The following is a 16,012-nucleotide window of genomic DNA, read 5'->3' as shown; positions in this document are numbered from 1 at the left end:
CCGATAGACTATTAACGAAGTTAATCGTCGAAAGGCTTAAGTTACGCCTTAAACTAAGTCATTTTTCCTGCGCAAAATTTAGATCACTTATTTAATGCAATTGGTATAATTTATATTCAGTTATTAACCTTCAACAGTCTATTCATTTATCTCGCTAATATTATTTATCGTACTTTTTTCTGTTAACCGTAAAAAGACGCCTAATGAAACAAGTAAAAATGCGGTGCTAATAATAATCGCAACTGGATAATATAAATTCCCCGCCAAATCCAATTGACTATATTTTATCACCATAATTAATCCCTCAAGCGATAATGCGACACATACTGTACCAATAAAGCGTGGTAGCGTGCCTCGCAGCGTTTGAATTGCATCTTTGTGGTGATGATCATCAGGCTCTGAATACTCTTTATTAATAATTAGTGCTAATTCAAACACAGCTAATGCGATCACGCCGATATTAATGCTCTTTAACAATACTTCTGTGAGGTCAGATTGATTAATAAAACCATCAATGACATGTTGGAATAATGAAAAGGTAATTGCTCCCGCCAAAGATAGAAAAATAATGGTCAGTGCTTTTGAGAATAAATTTCTCATGAATGCAGTAATTGATTTGTTCATTGTGCCCTCTTTTATGATCATAATTTGATATTAAAACCTAAGTATTAATACAAATAATACGACGAGTAGAGTAACAATTAGTTCAATACACTATGAATATATCAATCACGATAAATAGTTTATCTATTCTACTTGTTAAAACAGTCCACTTGTTTATTGTAAGTTTCGAGTAGTGGATAAATATTAAATAATTAACATCTTTTCGTTTATTAAGTTAATTATTATAAGGTTCAATTTATTCCTGAATTGAACTGTTTCTCCAGCAAAAAATTGATATAAAAAAGCAGCTAATACCATTCGATATTAGCTGCTTTTTTAAAGAGTAAAGCTTTGCTTTATATTAGATATGATCGATCATCAATAATTATGCTTCTAATGCCATTTCAGCCATTTTCATCGTGCTTTCAAAAGATTCTGAGCCCGCAATAAATAAACCATTGTGACAGAACATTGCATCAGCTAACCCTGTTTCTTGTTGTAATGCTTCATCAGATAAGCCTGCCCAAGTTGTCGGTAATGACTTTCTATCTTCAAAAGACCCTGGTTCTACTGGCACGGTTTGAATACGCCATTGTCCAGTTGAAGAAGGATAAACCATGTATAAAGCTTCCTGTGACATTGCGTGAACAGTTCGCTTCCAAGGAATATATTTTTCTAATACGATAACTCTTGGATCAGCTGCACTTTGAATTGCCTTAGCAACAATTGCTTTTGCATTTAAGCCACCACTTGCCGAAGCAATAAAACGTGCTAAGACTTTCTCCGCAAACATAACTGCTTGATCAAAACACTCGTCAAAGTGAGCATCTTCTTGCCAAGTAGGGTTAAACATCGAGATAGTTTGGCTAAGGCTAATACCTTGTGCAACACCTTCTACATGACCGCAATCAATTGCATCAATAGTTGACACTAACCCGGCATCAATAGAAGCAGCAACTTCTTTGTCTCCTTCACAAATTTGCACACCATATTTCTGCCAAATCAAACCAAATGACGAAAAAGGAATACCATTTTCACGTGCACCTGCACCACCACGTTGATGATGATCAAAACGCCCTGTTTCAGGGTCATAAATTCCGCCCACATCAATGACTAAATCAGCTTGGCGAATGACGTCTAGGTCTCTGGTTCTCACTAAGTTAAATGAAGGAAAGATAGATTTTAGGGCCGCAATGCTGAAAACATCATCTGCATGGAAGTTACCGTTGTGTGTAGCGATTGTTATTTGAGTCATATTTTTCAATTCATTTTATTTAGGGTAAGAAATAGTTTAAGCATTTTTACACTGCATAAGCTTTGTCCAGTCACAGTATAAATGGCTTTTCAGGTGGATTCTATACTATGACAGCTCACAAACATAGGTCAGCTAACGCACTGACTCTTGGTATACCATCAACTATTTGTTCAAAACTGTTAATTGATGCATAAATTTCAAATAAGTTAAGCCTACTTGTACTACAAATAAGATTTAAATATGCGTAATATAGCTGATACTAAAAATATCAAGGAGTTATAGATGAGTATGTTAGACGAGGTAATGAAAGTATTAACCTATTACCATGGTGAAAATAACTTCAATATGAACCCACTGATACCTAAAGATGTAGAACATTACGCCCGTGCTATATTAGATATCCCCGATGATGAATATGTTCTTGCTGCAATGCGAACCTCATTCACTCAATTTCATCGTGGGATTGTTATCGGTAGAGATGCTATTTATTGGCGTAATGATCATAAGGTTGCAACCAGTGTTAATAAACTAACTTGGAATGAACTGAGCCAACAAAAATCACAGTTTCGAGCACGTCGTCGTACTGTTGAACTTGGCAATGGGGCTGTTTTCGACAACATTGGCTCTCTTAATAAAACCAGTATTATGATTAACTTATTAGATTTATTGATAGATCGTTATCAATCTCAGACGACGCCTAGTGATGGATTTATCTTCGATGAAGCTGAAATACATGAGCTACAAAAATCGATACCGAGCAATAAACAAGAACTTAAGAAACAATGTGCTGAAAGTGCTGCCGACGCAGAAACTGTCAGTTTTTTTTCAATTATAAGTTCACTATTAAAGAAATTGTTTGGACGCTAAAGCCCTCTTTCATGATATGTTTTTACTGCATCTGTGTTTAAGATTACTCTTTAAACAAAGATGCAGTTCTTACATCAAAAATCTTAGTTAACGATAGTAATAACTTGATAAAACAGTTTAATAAACGTCATATACCAATTGTGAAAATTTAGTATCGGTTGAATTTATATTTTAGCTGTTTCTTTGTCATCTTCTACGGGTAATACTTGTGGCTTTAGAGCGACACCTAAATAGGCTATAACAGTTGCCACTGTCATTACACAAACAATCGGCCATAAAGAATCATGGCTTAATACCGCAGCGAATGCACTAATAGCAGCACCTAGCATGTATTGTGTTGCACCTAATGTAGCAGCTGCAACGCCAGCATTATTACCAAAATAATTCATGAAACATGCACTTGAGTTAGGAATGACTCCCCCCATGGTCGCTGTAATAGTGACAAAACCAAGTACCGTTAACCACAAAGATTCAGGAAATAAGGCTGTTGCAACAATTAAAATAACTGCACCAGATAATTGCACCATTAAAAATGATTTTAACAATTGATTAGGTTCATAACGATGCAACAGATACGTATTCACACGGTTAACAATTGAAACACCTAATACATTTAATATCAGCAACCCTGAAAAGAACGTTTCGCTCACTCCAAAATGCGCAATATATGCAAAGGGAGCATTTGTTAGGAAAGTCATTAACACAGAAAACGAAAAACCTTGTGCTAATAAAAAGCCTAACGCTCTTTTTTCTTTAAATACACTTAAATACCCACCACCTTTACTCGTTTGTTTAGTTTTAATTTCTGCAGGCATGACTAACAACGTTGCCACTGTAACTACCGCACCAACAATAGCTAATGAAGTAAATATCCATCCCCAGTTCGATAGCTTTAATATAAGCGTCCCGACTGATGGTGCAATAGAAGGAGCAAGCATAGTAATTAACATTATTAATGAAAATAGACGTGCAGCATCTTTACCTTTTGCATTGTCTCGAATAATTGCAGGAACACCGACTACCGCAATCCCTCCACCTAGCGCTTGTATCAGTCTTACTGTCCATAACATTTCTAAAGAATGTGCGTAAGGAATTGCAAAGCTACCTAAGGTGAAGATGATTAAACCAACAACAATGATGGATTTACGACCAAATTTATCAGATAACGGCCCTCCTACTAATTGCCCGATAGCTAAGCCAAATATGTAAAGGCTGACAGTTATAGCAACCATAGAAATATCTGTATTCAGATCTTTTGCCATTATTGGTATTGCTGATAAGTAACCATCGGTTGCGAATGGTGTTAAAGCGGAAATACCCGCCAGTAATAATAATAGTGATGTAGATATATATTTGTTCATAAAAGCCTCTTAATTTACCTTTCCAGAAAGATAATAATTGCAACTTACCTTTCTAGCAAGGTATATTTGTATAATATTAATTAAGGAAGTGCTATGACCGAACAAACATCTATTGCAAATGTACTCGCTAAGACAAAGACAAATTGGCCAGAATCAAATAGTCAAATATCACCTGAGATATTACGTATTCATCGTATTAGTGCCCATTGTCAACAAAACTTATCTTTAGTGCTTAACCCCTACGGATTACAAGTCGCTGAATTTTCTGTTTTAGAAACGCTAAGGAAAGAGAAATTCCCTTATTGTTTAACTCCTACCGAGTTATCCAGAGCGATGTTATTCAGCTCAGGCGGATTAACTAAGGTACTCAATAGAATGGATACAGCTGGATTAATTATCAGAATAGAAAACCCTAATGATAAACGAGGAAAGCTGGTTCAATTAAGTGAATCTGGCCAAACACTAATCGGAGAAATAATCGTAAAATTGCATACAACTGAACAACAAAAATTTAATGTATTAAACTTGGAAGAAAAAGAGCAGTTAAATTATCTATTGAATAAGATACTGCGAGTGTGGGAAGAAGACGCATAACATAATAAACTAATAAGTGAGATGATCATGTCAAAATTTAATATCAATACCCTCTGTTTAACACTCGCAATCATTTGTATAAGTATTGCAGTAATAATGGTTTTCGGTGCATCGCTTAATTTGTGGGAACCCATTGAAGGTTTCTCTGCAAGTCGTCAATATAATAATTTATTAGGTTATACAGCCTTAGCCGCTGCTTTTATCACCTTTATTGTCAATGGCTATCACAAACAAAAAGTTTTTACACTGAAAGCGTTCACCGCTCTTGTATTAGGTGTTGCGATTTTAGCACCAACAATCATCAGCTTAGTAAGAGAACCAGTCCGCTATCCCCCTATCCATGATATTTCAACAGATACGGCTACTCCACCTAGTTTTATTTTCTTAGACGATGATAGACCTGGGGCGAAAAACACATTGAAATATGAAGGAAAAGAAATAGCACAACAGCAGCAAGCCTATCCTAATGTTAAACCTCTTCTAACTAGCCTTTCTGTTGAAGATTCCTACCAAAAATCTCTTCTTTTGGCAGAAAAAATGGGTTGGGAGATAGTCTACGAAGATCCGCAAAAAGTTTTTTTTGAAGCGACAGCTTATACTACATTTTTCCATTTTGCTGACGATGTGATCATACGTATCAGTGAACAAGTAAATGGTAGCAAAATAGATATTCGTAGTGTTTCACGCATTGGTCGTGGCGATCGAGGTGTTAACGCGCAACGTATTAATCGTTTCATTAACGAATTTAAACAAACAAAGTAAAACTTGCTAAAAATAAATATTAAGCTGAACATGCTTGATTCGTTCACTGTAGTTCAGCACTTGTTTTTAACTAACATATTTTCTAGCTTTTTACGCCTAAATTAAGTTGCTTTAGTAGGAGATAATAGTCAATCTGATATAATCCGTTGAATCTAAAACTACTTACAGGATAAACCATGCTTAAGAAACTCACCTTTGTCGCTGCAGTTAGCGTATTAACAGCGTGTACAGCTTTACAAGACAGCATTAAAGACTATGTGCAACAACCCGAAGTCAATTACAAATCGATTTCAGTGGGTGAAATATCAATGGACCGTATCGAACTAAATCCAACCTTTAACATTGCTAATAATAATAGCTTTTCACTCCCAATCAATAATGTGAGCTACGAGCTGTCTTTAAACGACAGTAAAATGTTAGAAGGTGAAACTGATTCTATCGGCACATTAGCAGCTAACAGTAACAAAGATGTTCCACTTTCTTTAGCGTTGACTCAAGAAACGCTTACCTCATTGCAACAACTTCTATTTAAAGAAAACAAGTTAGATTATCAAGTAAAAGGGAGTGTTAGCGCGCTTGGCTTATCTATTCCTTTTGAAAAATCAGCAACCTTGTATGTGCCGACCGTTTCAATTGCAGATTTAGAAGTGGTAAATGCAAGCTTTAGTGAATTAGACATTATTCTAAGCTTAGAAGTTGATAATAAAAATGAATTTAGCTTACCACTAGACGATGTTAACTATTCAGTATCTTCAAAAGGAAACGAGCTATTCACTGGTGCATTAAATAATCAAAAAATTAGTGAAGGAACTAACAGTATTCAATTACCATTAAGTATCAAACCAAGTGATATGTTCAGTAACGTATTTTCGTTATTAACTAGCCCTGAATTACCTTTACACTTTGAAATAACCTCTCCATTATTTACAAAAACTTATGACCAAACCATTAATTTAACTTCATTTTTTAAATAATGGACTTTATGTCTATCAATAAATAATGATAAAACCACGTTGTTTGTTAAAAACAACGTGGTTTTATCATGCAACAGAAACTATAAAATATTCAACTAGTAGGCTTAGATTTGATAATCTACCTTGTCAAAACAAGGAGGATTAAGCAACCAAGGTGTCAATTCAGAAGCAGGCTTTGGTCTACTAATAAAGTATCCTTGCGCATAGTTACAAGCGTAATCCGATAACCAAGTCAAAGAGTATTCATCCTCTATTCCCTCTGCAACGACCTTTAATCCCATATTATGTGCTAAGTCTATAGTAGATCTAACAATGATCTGATCATCAACGTCTTTTTCTAGTCGTTGAATAAATGATTTATCTATTTTCAGCTCATGTACAGGCAATTGTTTTAACTGCGCCAAAGATGAGTAACCAGTTCCATAATCATCAATAGATATTTTTAGTCCATAATCTTTGAATTTACTCAATAACTGAATTGCTGCATCAGTATCTCCTACGACAGAGCTTTCAGTCACCTCTAAAGTAACTTGGTTAGGGCTAATATTTTGCTCATCAATGGTATGACAAACAAAGTCATAAAAATCAGGCTCTTTTAAATTCTCCGCAGAAATATTAATAGCCATGTTAATTTCTAACCCAAGTGCATTCCATTTTTTGCACTGTATTAATGCAGCTGTAAATACCCAACGTGTTAGAGCTTCTATTTGTCCGGTTTTTTCGGCAATTGAGATGAAATTATCTGGTGGTATCATACCTAAAGTAGGATGTTTCCAACGTACTAATGCTTCAACATGTTTGACCCTTCTGGAAGTCATACACAGTTTCGGCTGAAAATATAATTCAAATTGATTTGCAGGAATCGCTTGTACTAAATCATTGATTAAGTTCAATCTTTCAACTGTATTAACGTCTAACTCTGGTTGGTATATCTGCACTAAACTGCCAGTGTTACGAGTATGATGCAAGGCAGTATCGGCCATTTGTACAAGTTTAGTAACATCAGATGTATGTTCAGGATATAACGCAATGCCCATTCGTACTTGTAGTTGTAAGCTGATCCCTTGGAAACAAAAAATTTCTTCTAATTCTTTGTTAACTTGAGCACTTACTTCACTCACTTCCATTGTATCTACAATTAAAATGAATTCATCTGCCCCTAAATGCACTAAAAATTGCACATGTTGTTGCTCTGAGATTTTTTGTAACCTAATGGCTAGTGTTTGAATAACTAAATCACCAACATCATAACCTAATGTTGCATTTACATCTTTTAGACGACTTAAATTCAGATGTAACATCATAAAATGATCGTCTTTCAACCCCACTAAAAACTCATTAAGACGATGTCTATTAGGTAAGTCAGTGAGTAAGTCATGGTTAGCTAAACGTGTTATTGCTTCTTCACGTTGTAATAGAGCAACCTGCATATGATTAAACTCATTAGCTAATTGTCCTATTTCATTTTTTTCTTTAAAAGTAATATTTTGTTGGAAATGCCCACTTGCAATAATCTTTGCGTGATTAACCAACCGATTAATTGGTCGACTTATTGAAGCAGCAAGAAAGTAAGCACTCGTTAAAGAAGCAAATAGCGTTAATATAGCTAACATAACTAAAGGCCACCATTGCTCTTCAATCATGGAGATAATACTTTCCTTGAGGCTATACATATAAACAACGAGCTTGCGATCTTCAAAACGGGTCATTACTGAAGACGTACCTATGAAATGTTCAGGCAAACGTTGTTCATCGATTGCTTCTATCAAATCTAACTTTTCTTTCTGGCTAAAGTCTTGAATATGTTGCTCAGAAGAGGCTGTTAGATAGTTTTTTTCCCCTTCTTTTAAAACAAACTCAGTTTGTAAACCGGTTAATTTTTTAAATTCATTGGCTAAACGTTTGTTTATTTCAAAGCCGAAGATGATCCAACCAACCCTTTTACTTCTGTAAATTACTGGAGAAATACTTACTTGGTAATATAAACCACCAATCATGTAGATATGTGATGTTTGCGGTGATTTAAACCAGTTTGGGTAACGAAATTTATGGCCTACTTCTATGCCATGCTTAATCTTGTTATAAAAATGATGATAGCCTGTAGAGGCGTCAACATTGTTAATTAACTCACGTTGCAATTGACCAGAGATCAAACCATCTGGTGTTATTGACATCGCAAGGTCTGTATCAATCTCTTGCCTTTGGTTATTTAATGCAGTCAATAAATTACGGATATTTCCATCTACAAACACTTTTTTAATATCGCTTTCTTTTGCAGTAATCGCGGTAAATGCAGAAAGATATTCAATTCGGCGTTTAAATAAATCCGTAAAAATAGTTTTAGCTGATGTTAATCGACTATTTACTTCTGTTACTTCTTGATTTTTGTTAGTGGTGTATAATGCATAAAAAGTAATCCCTTGTACTATCAGTAATATAGAAACAAATAATAAAAATATTTTATATTTTAAGCTCTTCATTTTTCTAATTTCCATTTTTTATTAGAGCATTTTTTAAAAGGTAAAATCATCCTGTAATTCTTACCTATGTTTTTTATGACATCACACTAAACTGCGATAACTGTATAAATAGTTGAGTTATTTTTATTGTTAAACAAATAACTAATATCCAGTGTTATACAAGTATTGACTATTCGAAAGAGGTTCTAGATATGAAAAAGGGAGAAACTCACCAAGCATTGGTAAATGGGTAAATATCAATTTGAATACAAAACATAGTCGTATAAGTCAGTCATTAAATTTAGTCTATACTATATCTTCAGCAATCAATAGAGGCCAAAAAGTCAAATTTAACTATGGTAAATAAACTAATTAACTAAACGTTATAAAGGACTGATATTATTTGATTTTTAGTATTATTTTTGAGCATATCCATTGATTAATTTAGTTAAAAAGAGGGTAAAATATCAATCCATAATTCCTACCAATTAACATTGAAATAATAATCGTTACAAACAATCACTATTAATAATATTTTTTAGGATAAATTAATTAGTTTTACTTTCATTTTGCTTAGAAGTATCGATTGATTCGGCACCAACTTCATCTTGATCAGAATATATATAACCACGATTAGAGCAAAATGGAGTTAAAGGTAAGCTAGGTGTTAAATTTACTTCATCTTGATGTATCTCTTCTTCAACGTCATGTTTTCCAAGACGCTTTAAAATACGTTGAGACCAATACCAAGCAATAATACCGAATAAAACAGCGCCGACTGCTTGTCCAGCAACAACCCCAAAAGCACCAAACCACATACCACCAAAATAGACGAATGGAACTGTGCCAATAGTTGCTTTACCAATATTCATAATGGTCGAAGTACTTGGATACCCTAAATTATTAAATGTACCATTTGCTATAAAAATTATACCGTTGAATACGAAGGTAACTGATAACCAAGTACAGTAAAATGCAACCATATCAGCAGCTTCACTATGAGCGCTAAACAACAAAATAATTTGGTTCTGTAAAAAGTAAATAATTAATGAAACAATAACCACATAACCTGCAGTAAATTGTAATGCACGTTTACTAGTTAAACGCACCCTGTCATACAACAAAGCACCAAAGTTTTGACCGATAATTGGACCGACAGCCCCTGACATGGCAAAAATCATACTAAAGGAAACTGGCATTAATCGAGCTACAATAGCCCAACCAGCAACATATGCATCTCCGAAAGAAGCGATCATGAGTGTGACATAGGCATTACCGAGTGGCGTTGCTATATTTGTACTAATAGCAGGTATAGCGACTTTGAGAATATCTCGCTGGTCCGACAACCATAATTTGTAATCAAGCTTGCCCATTAACTGGTGGATTCGTGTTACACCGTATAAAGCAAACCAGGCAACAGCAAAACGGGAGATAACTGATGCTAATGCTGCACCGTGTAACCCCATATCAAAAACAAAGATAAAGATAGGATCTAAAATAGCATTAACTGCCCCGCCTGCTAACGTAGAATACATCGCTAATTTTGCATCACCGACAGAGCGTAAAGAGGCTCCCGCACTCATTGCGATACACAAAACAGGCAGTGAAGGTAATAAAATCCTTAAGTATTCAACAGCTAAATCATGTGTTTCACCACGAGCCCCAATTAATGTCACTAACTCAGGAGTGAAATACCAAATGATAGCGGCAATGATAGAGCTAATAATGAAACCTGACACCAATATATTAATAACATATCGTCGTGCTTTTTCACGATCCTGTTGGCCAATGGACTTTGATACTAATGCCGTCATTGCTATCGATAAACCAATGCTAATAGAAGTAGTAAAAAAAGCGATAGTTCCAGCATAACCGACAGCTGCAGCAAGCTCGGTTTGTCCTAATAAACTGATAAAAAATAGATCGGCTAAATCAACAAGAAAAAGAGCAGTTAGTCCAATCGCATTAGTTGAAGACATGACAATGATGTGGTTAAAAATATTACCGCTAACAAATTTTCCTTTGCTCATAAATTAATTCCGTCGCTTGTTTGTATTGAGGACAAATGAGTATTCAAGTAAAAAATACTTTAAGACTATATGACAACAAGCCTCAAGAAATATTACAAAACAAAATAAAACTGGAGTTAAACAACTTATATAATATTGTTTAAATGGATGATTATTATAGATGAGTTGAAATAAAGTAACGAGTAGCAGAAACTAAAAAGCCAGCAAAAGCTGGCTTTAATGACGTTTAAATAAGGTTTAGGTTATTTATTGTATTGATCATGTGATGTTTTAATTTTGTAAAAAGTTGCTTGTACGTAATCATCGGCATCACCAGTATTATTTTGGTTGTATGCGCCTACTTTAAAGTACATGTAGCGACCGCCTTGGTCATAACCACTTTTACTCATATCAACCACTTGAACTGCATCATCTTTACCGTCACGTTTTAAAGTAACGGTCATTGTGTTACCCACTACTTTGATTTGGTATGAGAATACTTCACCAAGTGCAATACCGTCTTCTACTTCACCACTTAAATCACCTACTAAACTGTAGTAATTATCAGAGCCTTCTAATGTATTTTCATGTGCGAAATATACAGAACCTGTATCTCTGTTAGGTAATTTACGGTAGTAAAGACGAATCGGCTCATCATCTTGATCATGGATTTGACCAATAATGAAACGACCAACTTGACCTAATTCACCAGTTGTCGTCGTGTGATCAACTTTCATTGTCACATCCATTACACCATCAACTCCACCTGCAGCCTCTAAATCAGCTTCTGGCGCACTGCTGAATACCCAGTTATTTTTGTTAACACCTTTAGTAGAGATTGATTTATCACCACGACGTAACATTTCACGCATTTCTGTACGAGTATATTTAGTATTTTTAGAAGTACGTGTACCTTTAATGTAGGTTTTAATAACTAGGCCACCATCATCACCAGTATAAAATAATTCTGGTTGTTCATAACCTTGGTTCAAGTACCACTCATCAACATTATCTGGCTTGCCATTTTTATCATGGTCAAACGGCTGTGATAAGTACCAAGTTGTTAAATCAAAGTTTTCACCTGGCTTGTTACCTGCTTTTGGTACAGCTGGAATAACGGGTGATTTAAGTGGTACATCCCACCATGTTTTCTTACTACAATCTGAAACCGCAGAGTCACATTTTAATGGAACATAAGTACCGAAATCACCTTTACGTAATGCAGCCATTTTTGCCTTTTCTTCAGCTTTTTTAGCTTTTGCTGCTTTATCTAATAATTTATTTTCCGCTGCATTTGCTGCGATTACATCTTCAGTTATAAACTCATTTGCAAGACAAGTATTAACGGCACAGTTCACTGCATAGAACTCTGTAACACTATTCCACATGTTTTTAGTGTTACCATGCCCAACATATTTGATATAACGTGCTTTAACGGCAGTGAATGGGAAACGTTCAATAGACGTAACTTTACCTGACGAGGACATTCCCTCAAGAACAGTTGTCCACTGATTACCATCTTCACTGACTAAAATATCAAATTTACTAGAACGCTGATGTCCTTTTGAAAAAGCGATACGCACTGCATCGAATTCAGCAACTTGCCCGTAATCTAATGTAGCATAAGCATTATCACCACTAGCAGACCAACGTGTTGAAATATCACCATCAATTAAACGATCTGGGCCATTTCCATCATGAACACTTGAGTCTACAGAAACCACTGATAAAGGTGCTTGAGTTCCTGCTAAGTTAATTGGGCCTGTTGGCTCATCCGTTGTAGTAGCACAACCAGATAATGCAACAGCAATTGAAGTGCTTAATAATAAATTTAATTTTCCGTGTTTCATTGGAACCCTTATTTATAATATTTAATAATATGACAAATGCAAAAAAGTTAACGTGTCAAAAAGTAACAATTCATTCACATTCACTCTGTGCATATAGCTCTTTTTTTGTTGCTAATAAGCCTACCTCAAGTTTTAAATCAACGTATTCAAGATTGTTAGAAAGTCTTAACTAGATCTCAGTTTCAACATAAAATCACCAAGAAGTTAGATCTACAAACAGATTAATTAAAAAACATAAAGCCCATATACAGTAGCTTTAGCGTCATAATTTCATTTATCCCTTTTAAATTAAGAAAATAAAATTAACTCTAAATCGTCTATTCAGAAGATAAAAAGTAATTATTTCAACTTAAATAAATTAAAAAAATTTCAAGGTATTTTTGTAAAAACTCTATTTTTATTTTTTATATTACAGTCATCTCAAGCTTAAAAAAACAGAGTGGATTTAGATGATTTTTTAAATAAAACCCATTGTATTGTATTATTAAATTGCAAAGAAATTCGATTTAAATAGAACAAAAGATAGTTAATACCTACAGGACTTAAATAGAAAGATATTAGTCACTCACATAGAGCATAAACTAACTAAACTTGTGTTATTTCTATAAAGGTGAGACATCGTGAGATTAGACAATTATAACTGTATCTATTACTTGATTAGATATTAGCGCTAATCTTATTACGAAGGGCAGGAAGTCAAAAAAATAAAAGCTACGGCATATTCATGCACGTAGCTTAAGTCATTTAGTTAATTTTTATTGTAGGTGGTTACTTGTAGCTTTATAGGCTTTTACTCAGGAAAATTAAACAGTAAATTTATTGGTCATATCTGCTATTAACTTAGATTGTAATTCTAAACTAGCAAACTGTGATCTTGCCTCTGTTGAACTATTACCAATATCTTCTGCGAGTGACGCGATCCCATTAATTCGTTCAGCTATCTCAGATGACACAGTTGACTGCTCACTAGCTGCTGTTGCTACTTGTACATTCATCTCAGATAATTGTTGAATTCCTTGATTACTGCTACGAATAAACTCTCTTATTTTTACCATCGCATCAGTGACAACTTGTCTTTGTTCATCTGAGCGAGCCATATCTTGTACTGTTTTCTCTGCGCTATCTTGTAGCTTATCGAGAATGACTTTGATTTCAACGGTGCTGTCTTGACTTCGTTTAGCAAGGTTTCTCACTTCATCAGCAACCACTGCGAATCCCCTTCCTTGTTCGCCAGCTCGAGCAGCTTCAATAGCAGCATTTAAAGCCAACAAGTTAGTTTGCTCTGAAATGCTTTGAATAACGCTCAACACAGAATGAATCAATGTCACGTTATCGCCTAATTCATTGATTGAACCTTCTACCCCTTTCATTAATACATTTAAATCATTAAGCTGTTCGTTAGACACTTCAACTTGTTGTAATACACCATCTATCTCTTTTTCTACTGCAGTAGCTGAAGCACGCGTTTGTTCTGCTGTGTTAGCTATTTCGTTTGAAGTTGAAGACATTTGATCAATAGCTGCAGCAACTTGCACTGTTTCTTCTTTTTGTTGATTTGATAATGCTTCTAATCGAACTTGTTGTTCGCTAGACTTACTCGCAATATTGTTAAGCTCTCTACTCGTCCCTTTTAAGTTCTTGATATCCTGTCCCATTGCCCCTAAAAATTTATTAAAGTTGTCAGCAATTTTATCTAATAGAGCAATATAACTTGATGGTAAAATAGTGGTTAAATCTCCTTCACCTGCAGCTAACCCGCTTACAGACATACTTAAGTTACTAAGTGGCAAGTACAATCTATTAATAGCAATAAAGACGGCAATGGCAACGACAACGAATGCAATAAAGAAAAGAATGAGAGCATCATTGATTGCTTCATTAGCAACCATGTCTATCGCTGCATCCACTTCTTTTTGTGCTTTTTCTACATCGTCGACATAAAAACCTGTTGAAATAATGACATTCCATTGCGGAATTAATAAAGAATAAGAGTATTTTGGTGATGGTTCTGTATCACCTGGTTTAATAAAGTAATAAGTACTATAACCTGTACCATCCTGTGCAGCGTTAATAATATTTTGAGTTATATAGTTACCTTTTTTATCTAAGTTATCATAAAAGTTTTTTCCAATACCTTTACCTGAACCACTTTGAAGACGCACACCTTTTAGATCGTAAGTAAACATATAGCCAGTACCATTGTCATAACTTATTTTGTCAATCAGTGCTAATGCATCTTTAAGTCCACTGTTATTAGGCAATAAGGTATAATCTTCAATCATAGAATAAGCAGAATCAACAATAGTTTTAAGGCGTTTCTTTTCAATTTCTAAAGTGTTGTTTAAGGTCATCTCAGACACTTTACCTTCAATGACAGTAGTGCTGTTTACTTCACTGTATAAGCCAAGTCCAGCCATAAATATAAAAGGAATAAAAACTAACAAGTATATTTGTACTTTTAGCGAACGTAACATATTTTAAAACTCCATTTTTAAACTAAATTAGTAGTTAACCACACCTATATTCTGGTATTCACGAACTAAATTGTTGGGTGCTTAGTGTACTCTTCGTTGAATTTCTGACCGAACCTATTATTCAATACCAACAAACATATTACTAAAGTAATACAAAAGATACTTAAGAAGGATATTTTTTTTTGATAATGAGTGCTAGATTACGCCACTACCATTAAAGAGTGCCTTAAATTAATGCATCAACACTATCGAAGCTCCCAAGTTTGTTCTAAATACTGTATCGACCCAACAACAGAATTCATTAATAATATTTAAAAAATTTTTAATGCAATTTCATGAGGTATTGAAATGGAACTAAGCAGTAATTTTTTATTTAGTTATAAGCGTAATCAATATGTTTTGTGGCGCACCAATATGTAACTTTTTAATCTTTTTAGCACCTTTGTTGTGAACCAAAATAAATGCTTTCTCTTTCAGATAAAACACTATTGAACGTTCGTATATTTAAGGGCGTTCTAAAAATATAAAATAAATAAATCCATAAAATGTGCACTCATAAGGAGAAGGATTTGAATTACTAACCATTTGTAGAACGTATAAAAAGCCAAGGTGGCGATGTTCGGAATATCCATTTTGAAGCATTAAGACCAACCTGTAAAATTAACTGATCAGTTTCATCCAGTCTCTAAAACACATACTTTTCACTCTTAGAGGGATGCTGACAAAATCATTCCACGCTTTACATACTTCATCAACAATATTGTCATAGCCTTTAAAACTTCGGTTAGCTAGGTGATGTTGCCT

General features: G+C 34.5%; 11 protein-coding genes. 4 read left to right on the top strand and 7 right to left on the bottom strand.

Going from position 1 to position 16,012, the window contains the following annotated elements:
• Positions 1 to 138: 138 nt before the first annotated feature.
• Positions 139 to 624, bottom strand: coding sequence for a hypothetical protein (locus V5290_RS16955; protein ID WP_333388581.1), 486 nt, complete (start codon positions 622 to 624; stop codon positions 139 to 141).
• A 364-nt stretch (positions 625 to 988) separates the two neighbouring features.
• Positions 989 to 1,858 carry an MYG1 family protein gene (locus V5290_RS16950; protein WP_333388579.1) on the bottom strand — a complete coding sequence of 290 codons (870 nt, stop codon included), beginning with the start codon at positions 1,856 to 1,858 and terminating at the stop codon, positions 989 to 991.
• A 282-nt stretch (positions 1,859 to 2,140) separates the two neighbouring features.
• Between V5290_RS16950 and V5290_RS16945 the strand changes: the two genes are divergently transcribed.
• Positions 2,141 to 2,725, top strand: coding sequence for a hypothetical protein (locus V5290_RS16945; RefSeq protein WP_333388577.1), 585 nt, complete (start codon positions 2,141 to 2,143; stop codon positions 2,723 to 2,725).
• Between the two features lie 164 nt (positions 2,726 to 2,889).
• Here the strand turns inward: V5290_RS16945 and V5290_RS16940 are convergent, their stop codons facing one another.
• Positions 2,890 to 4,086 (bottom strand): multidrug effflux MFS transporter, encoded by a 1,197-nt coding sequence (locus V5290_RS16940; RefSeq protein ID WP_333388575.1) that lies wholly within the window; start codon positions 4,084 to 4,086, stop codon positions 2,890 to 2,892.
• A gap of 93 nt (positions 4,087 to 4,179) precedes the next feature.
• Here V5290_RS16940 and V5290_RS16935 point away from each other — a divergent pair, with 93 nt between their 5' ends.
• The 3 genes from V5290_RS16935 (at position 4,180) to V5290_RS16925 (ending at position 6,416) form a co-directional block, all read left to right on the top strand.
• The gene (locus V5290_RS16935) at positions 4,180 to 4,680 is read left to right on the top strand and encodes a MarR family transcriptional regulator (protein WP_333388572.1); all 501 of its coding nucleotides are present in this window, start codon (positions 4,180 to 4,182) and stop codon (positions 4,678 to 4,680) included.
• A gap of 96 nt (positions 4,681 to 4,776) precedes the next feature.
• Positions 4,777 to 5,442 carry a DUF1499 domain-containing protein gene (locus V5290_RS16930; RefSeq protein ID WP_333388570.1) on the top strand — a complete coding sequence of 222 codons (666 nt, stop codon included), beginning with the start codon at positions 4,777 to 4,779 and terminating at the stop codon, positions 5,440 to 5,442.
• 176 nt (positions 5,443 to 5,618) lie between these two features.
• Positions 5,619 to 6,416, top strand: a complete 798-nt coding sequence (locus tag V5290_RS16925) for an LEA type 2 family protein (protein WP_333388567.1) — start codon at positions 5,619 to 5,621, stop codon at positions 6,414 to 6,416.
• Positions 6,417 to 6,520: 104 nt separating this feature from the next.
• Here the strand turns inward: V5290_RS16925 and V5290_RS16920 are convergent, their stop codons facing one another.
• From V5290_RS16920 to V5290_RS16905, 4 genes are all read right to left on the bottom strand, one after another.
• Entirely contained in the window at positions 6,521 to 8,896 is a 2,376-nt protein-coding gene (locus tag V5290_RS16920) for a bifunctional diguanylate cyclase/phosphodiesterase (protein ID WP_333388564.1), read from the bottom strand.
• 527 nt (positions 8,897 to 9,423) lie between these two features.
• Positions 9,424 to 10,905: an MATE family efflux transporter gene (locus tag V5290_RS16915; RefSeq protein WP_333388561.1), complete on the bottom strand. Its 1,482-nt coding sequence runs from the start codon at positions 10,903 to 10,905 to the stop codon at positions 9,424 to 9,426.
• 242 nt (positions 10,906 to 11,147) lie between these two features.
• Positions 11,148 to 12,734: a polysaccharide lyase family 7 protein gene (locus tag V5290_RS16910; RefSeq protein ID WP_333388558.1), complete on the bottom strand. Its 1,587-nt coding sequence runs from the start codon at positions 12,732 to 12,734 to the stop codon at positions 11,148 to 11,150.
• Positions 12,735 to 13,537: 803 nt separating this feature from the next.
• Positions 13,538 to 15,208, bottom strand: a complete 1,671-nt coding sequence (locus tag V5290_RS16905; RefSeq protein WP_333388555.1) for a methyl-accepting chemotaxis protein — start codon at positions 15,206 to 15,208, stop codon at positions 13,538 to 13,540.
• Between the last annotated feature and the right edge of the window lie 804 nt (positions 15,209 to 16,012).

Origin of the sequence: Psychromonas arctica (genome assembly GCF_036697365.1) — a bacterium.
In the GTDB taxonomy this organism is placed as follows: domain Bacteria; phylum Pseudomonadota; class Gammaproteobacteria; order Enterobacterales; family Psychromonadaceae; genus Psychromonas; species Psychromonas arctica_A.
The sequence above is the reverse complement of the archived record's forward strand: the minus strand, read 5'-3'. Positions and strand labels throughout refer to the sequence as shown.

Coding starts and splice junctions, on each gene's coding strand:
- V5290_RS16950 (WP_333388579.1), bottom strand. CDS start 1,858: ATGACTCAAATAACAATCGCTACACACAACGGTAACTTCCATGCAGAT.
- V5290_RS16930 (WP_333388570.1), top strand. CDS start 4,777: ATGGTTTTCGGTGCATCGCTTAATTTGTGGGAACCCATTGAAGGTTTC.
- V5290_RS16935 (WP_333388572.1), top strand. CDS start 4,180: ATGACCGAACAAACATCTATTGCAAATGTACTCGCTAAGACAAAGACA.
- V5290_RS16940 (WP_333388575.1), bottom strand. CDS start 4,086: ATGAACAAATATATATCTACATCACTATTATTATTACTGGCGGGTATT.
- V5290_RS16905 (WP_333388555.1), bottom strand. CDS start 15,208: ATGTTACGTTCGCTAAAAGTACAAATATACTTGTTAGTTTTTATTCCT.
- V5290_RS16915 (WP_333388561.1), bottom strand. CDS start 10,905: ATGAGCAAAGGAAAATTTGTTAGCGGTAATATTTTTAACCACATCATT.
- V5290_RS16910 (WP_333388558.1), bottom strand. CDS start 12,734: ATGAAACACGGAAAATTAAATTTATTATTAAGCACTTCAATTGCTGTT.
- V5290_RS16945 (WP_333388577.1), top strand. CDS start 2,141: ATGAGTATGTTAGACGAGGTAATGAAAGTATTAACCTATTACCATGGT.
- V5290_RS16920 (WP_333388564.1), bottom strand. CDS start 8,896: ATGAAGAGCTTAAAATATAAAATATTTTTATTATTTGTTTCTATATTA.
- V5290_RS16925 (WP_333388567.1), top strand. CDS start 5,619: ATGCTTAAGAAACTCACCTTTGTCGCTGCAGTTAGCGTATTAACAGCG.
- V5290_RS16955 (WP_333388581.1), bottom strand. CDS start 624: ATGAACAAATCAATTACTGCATTCATGAGAAATTTATTCTCAAAAGCA.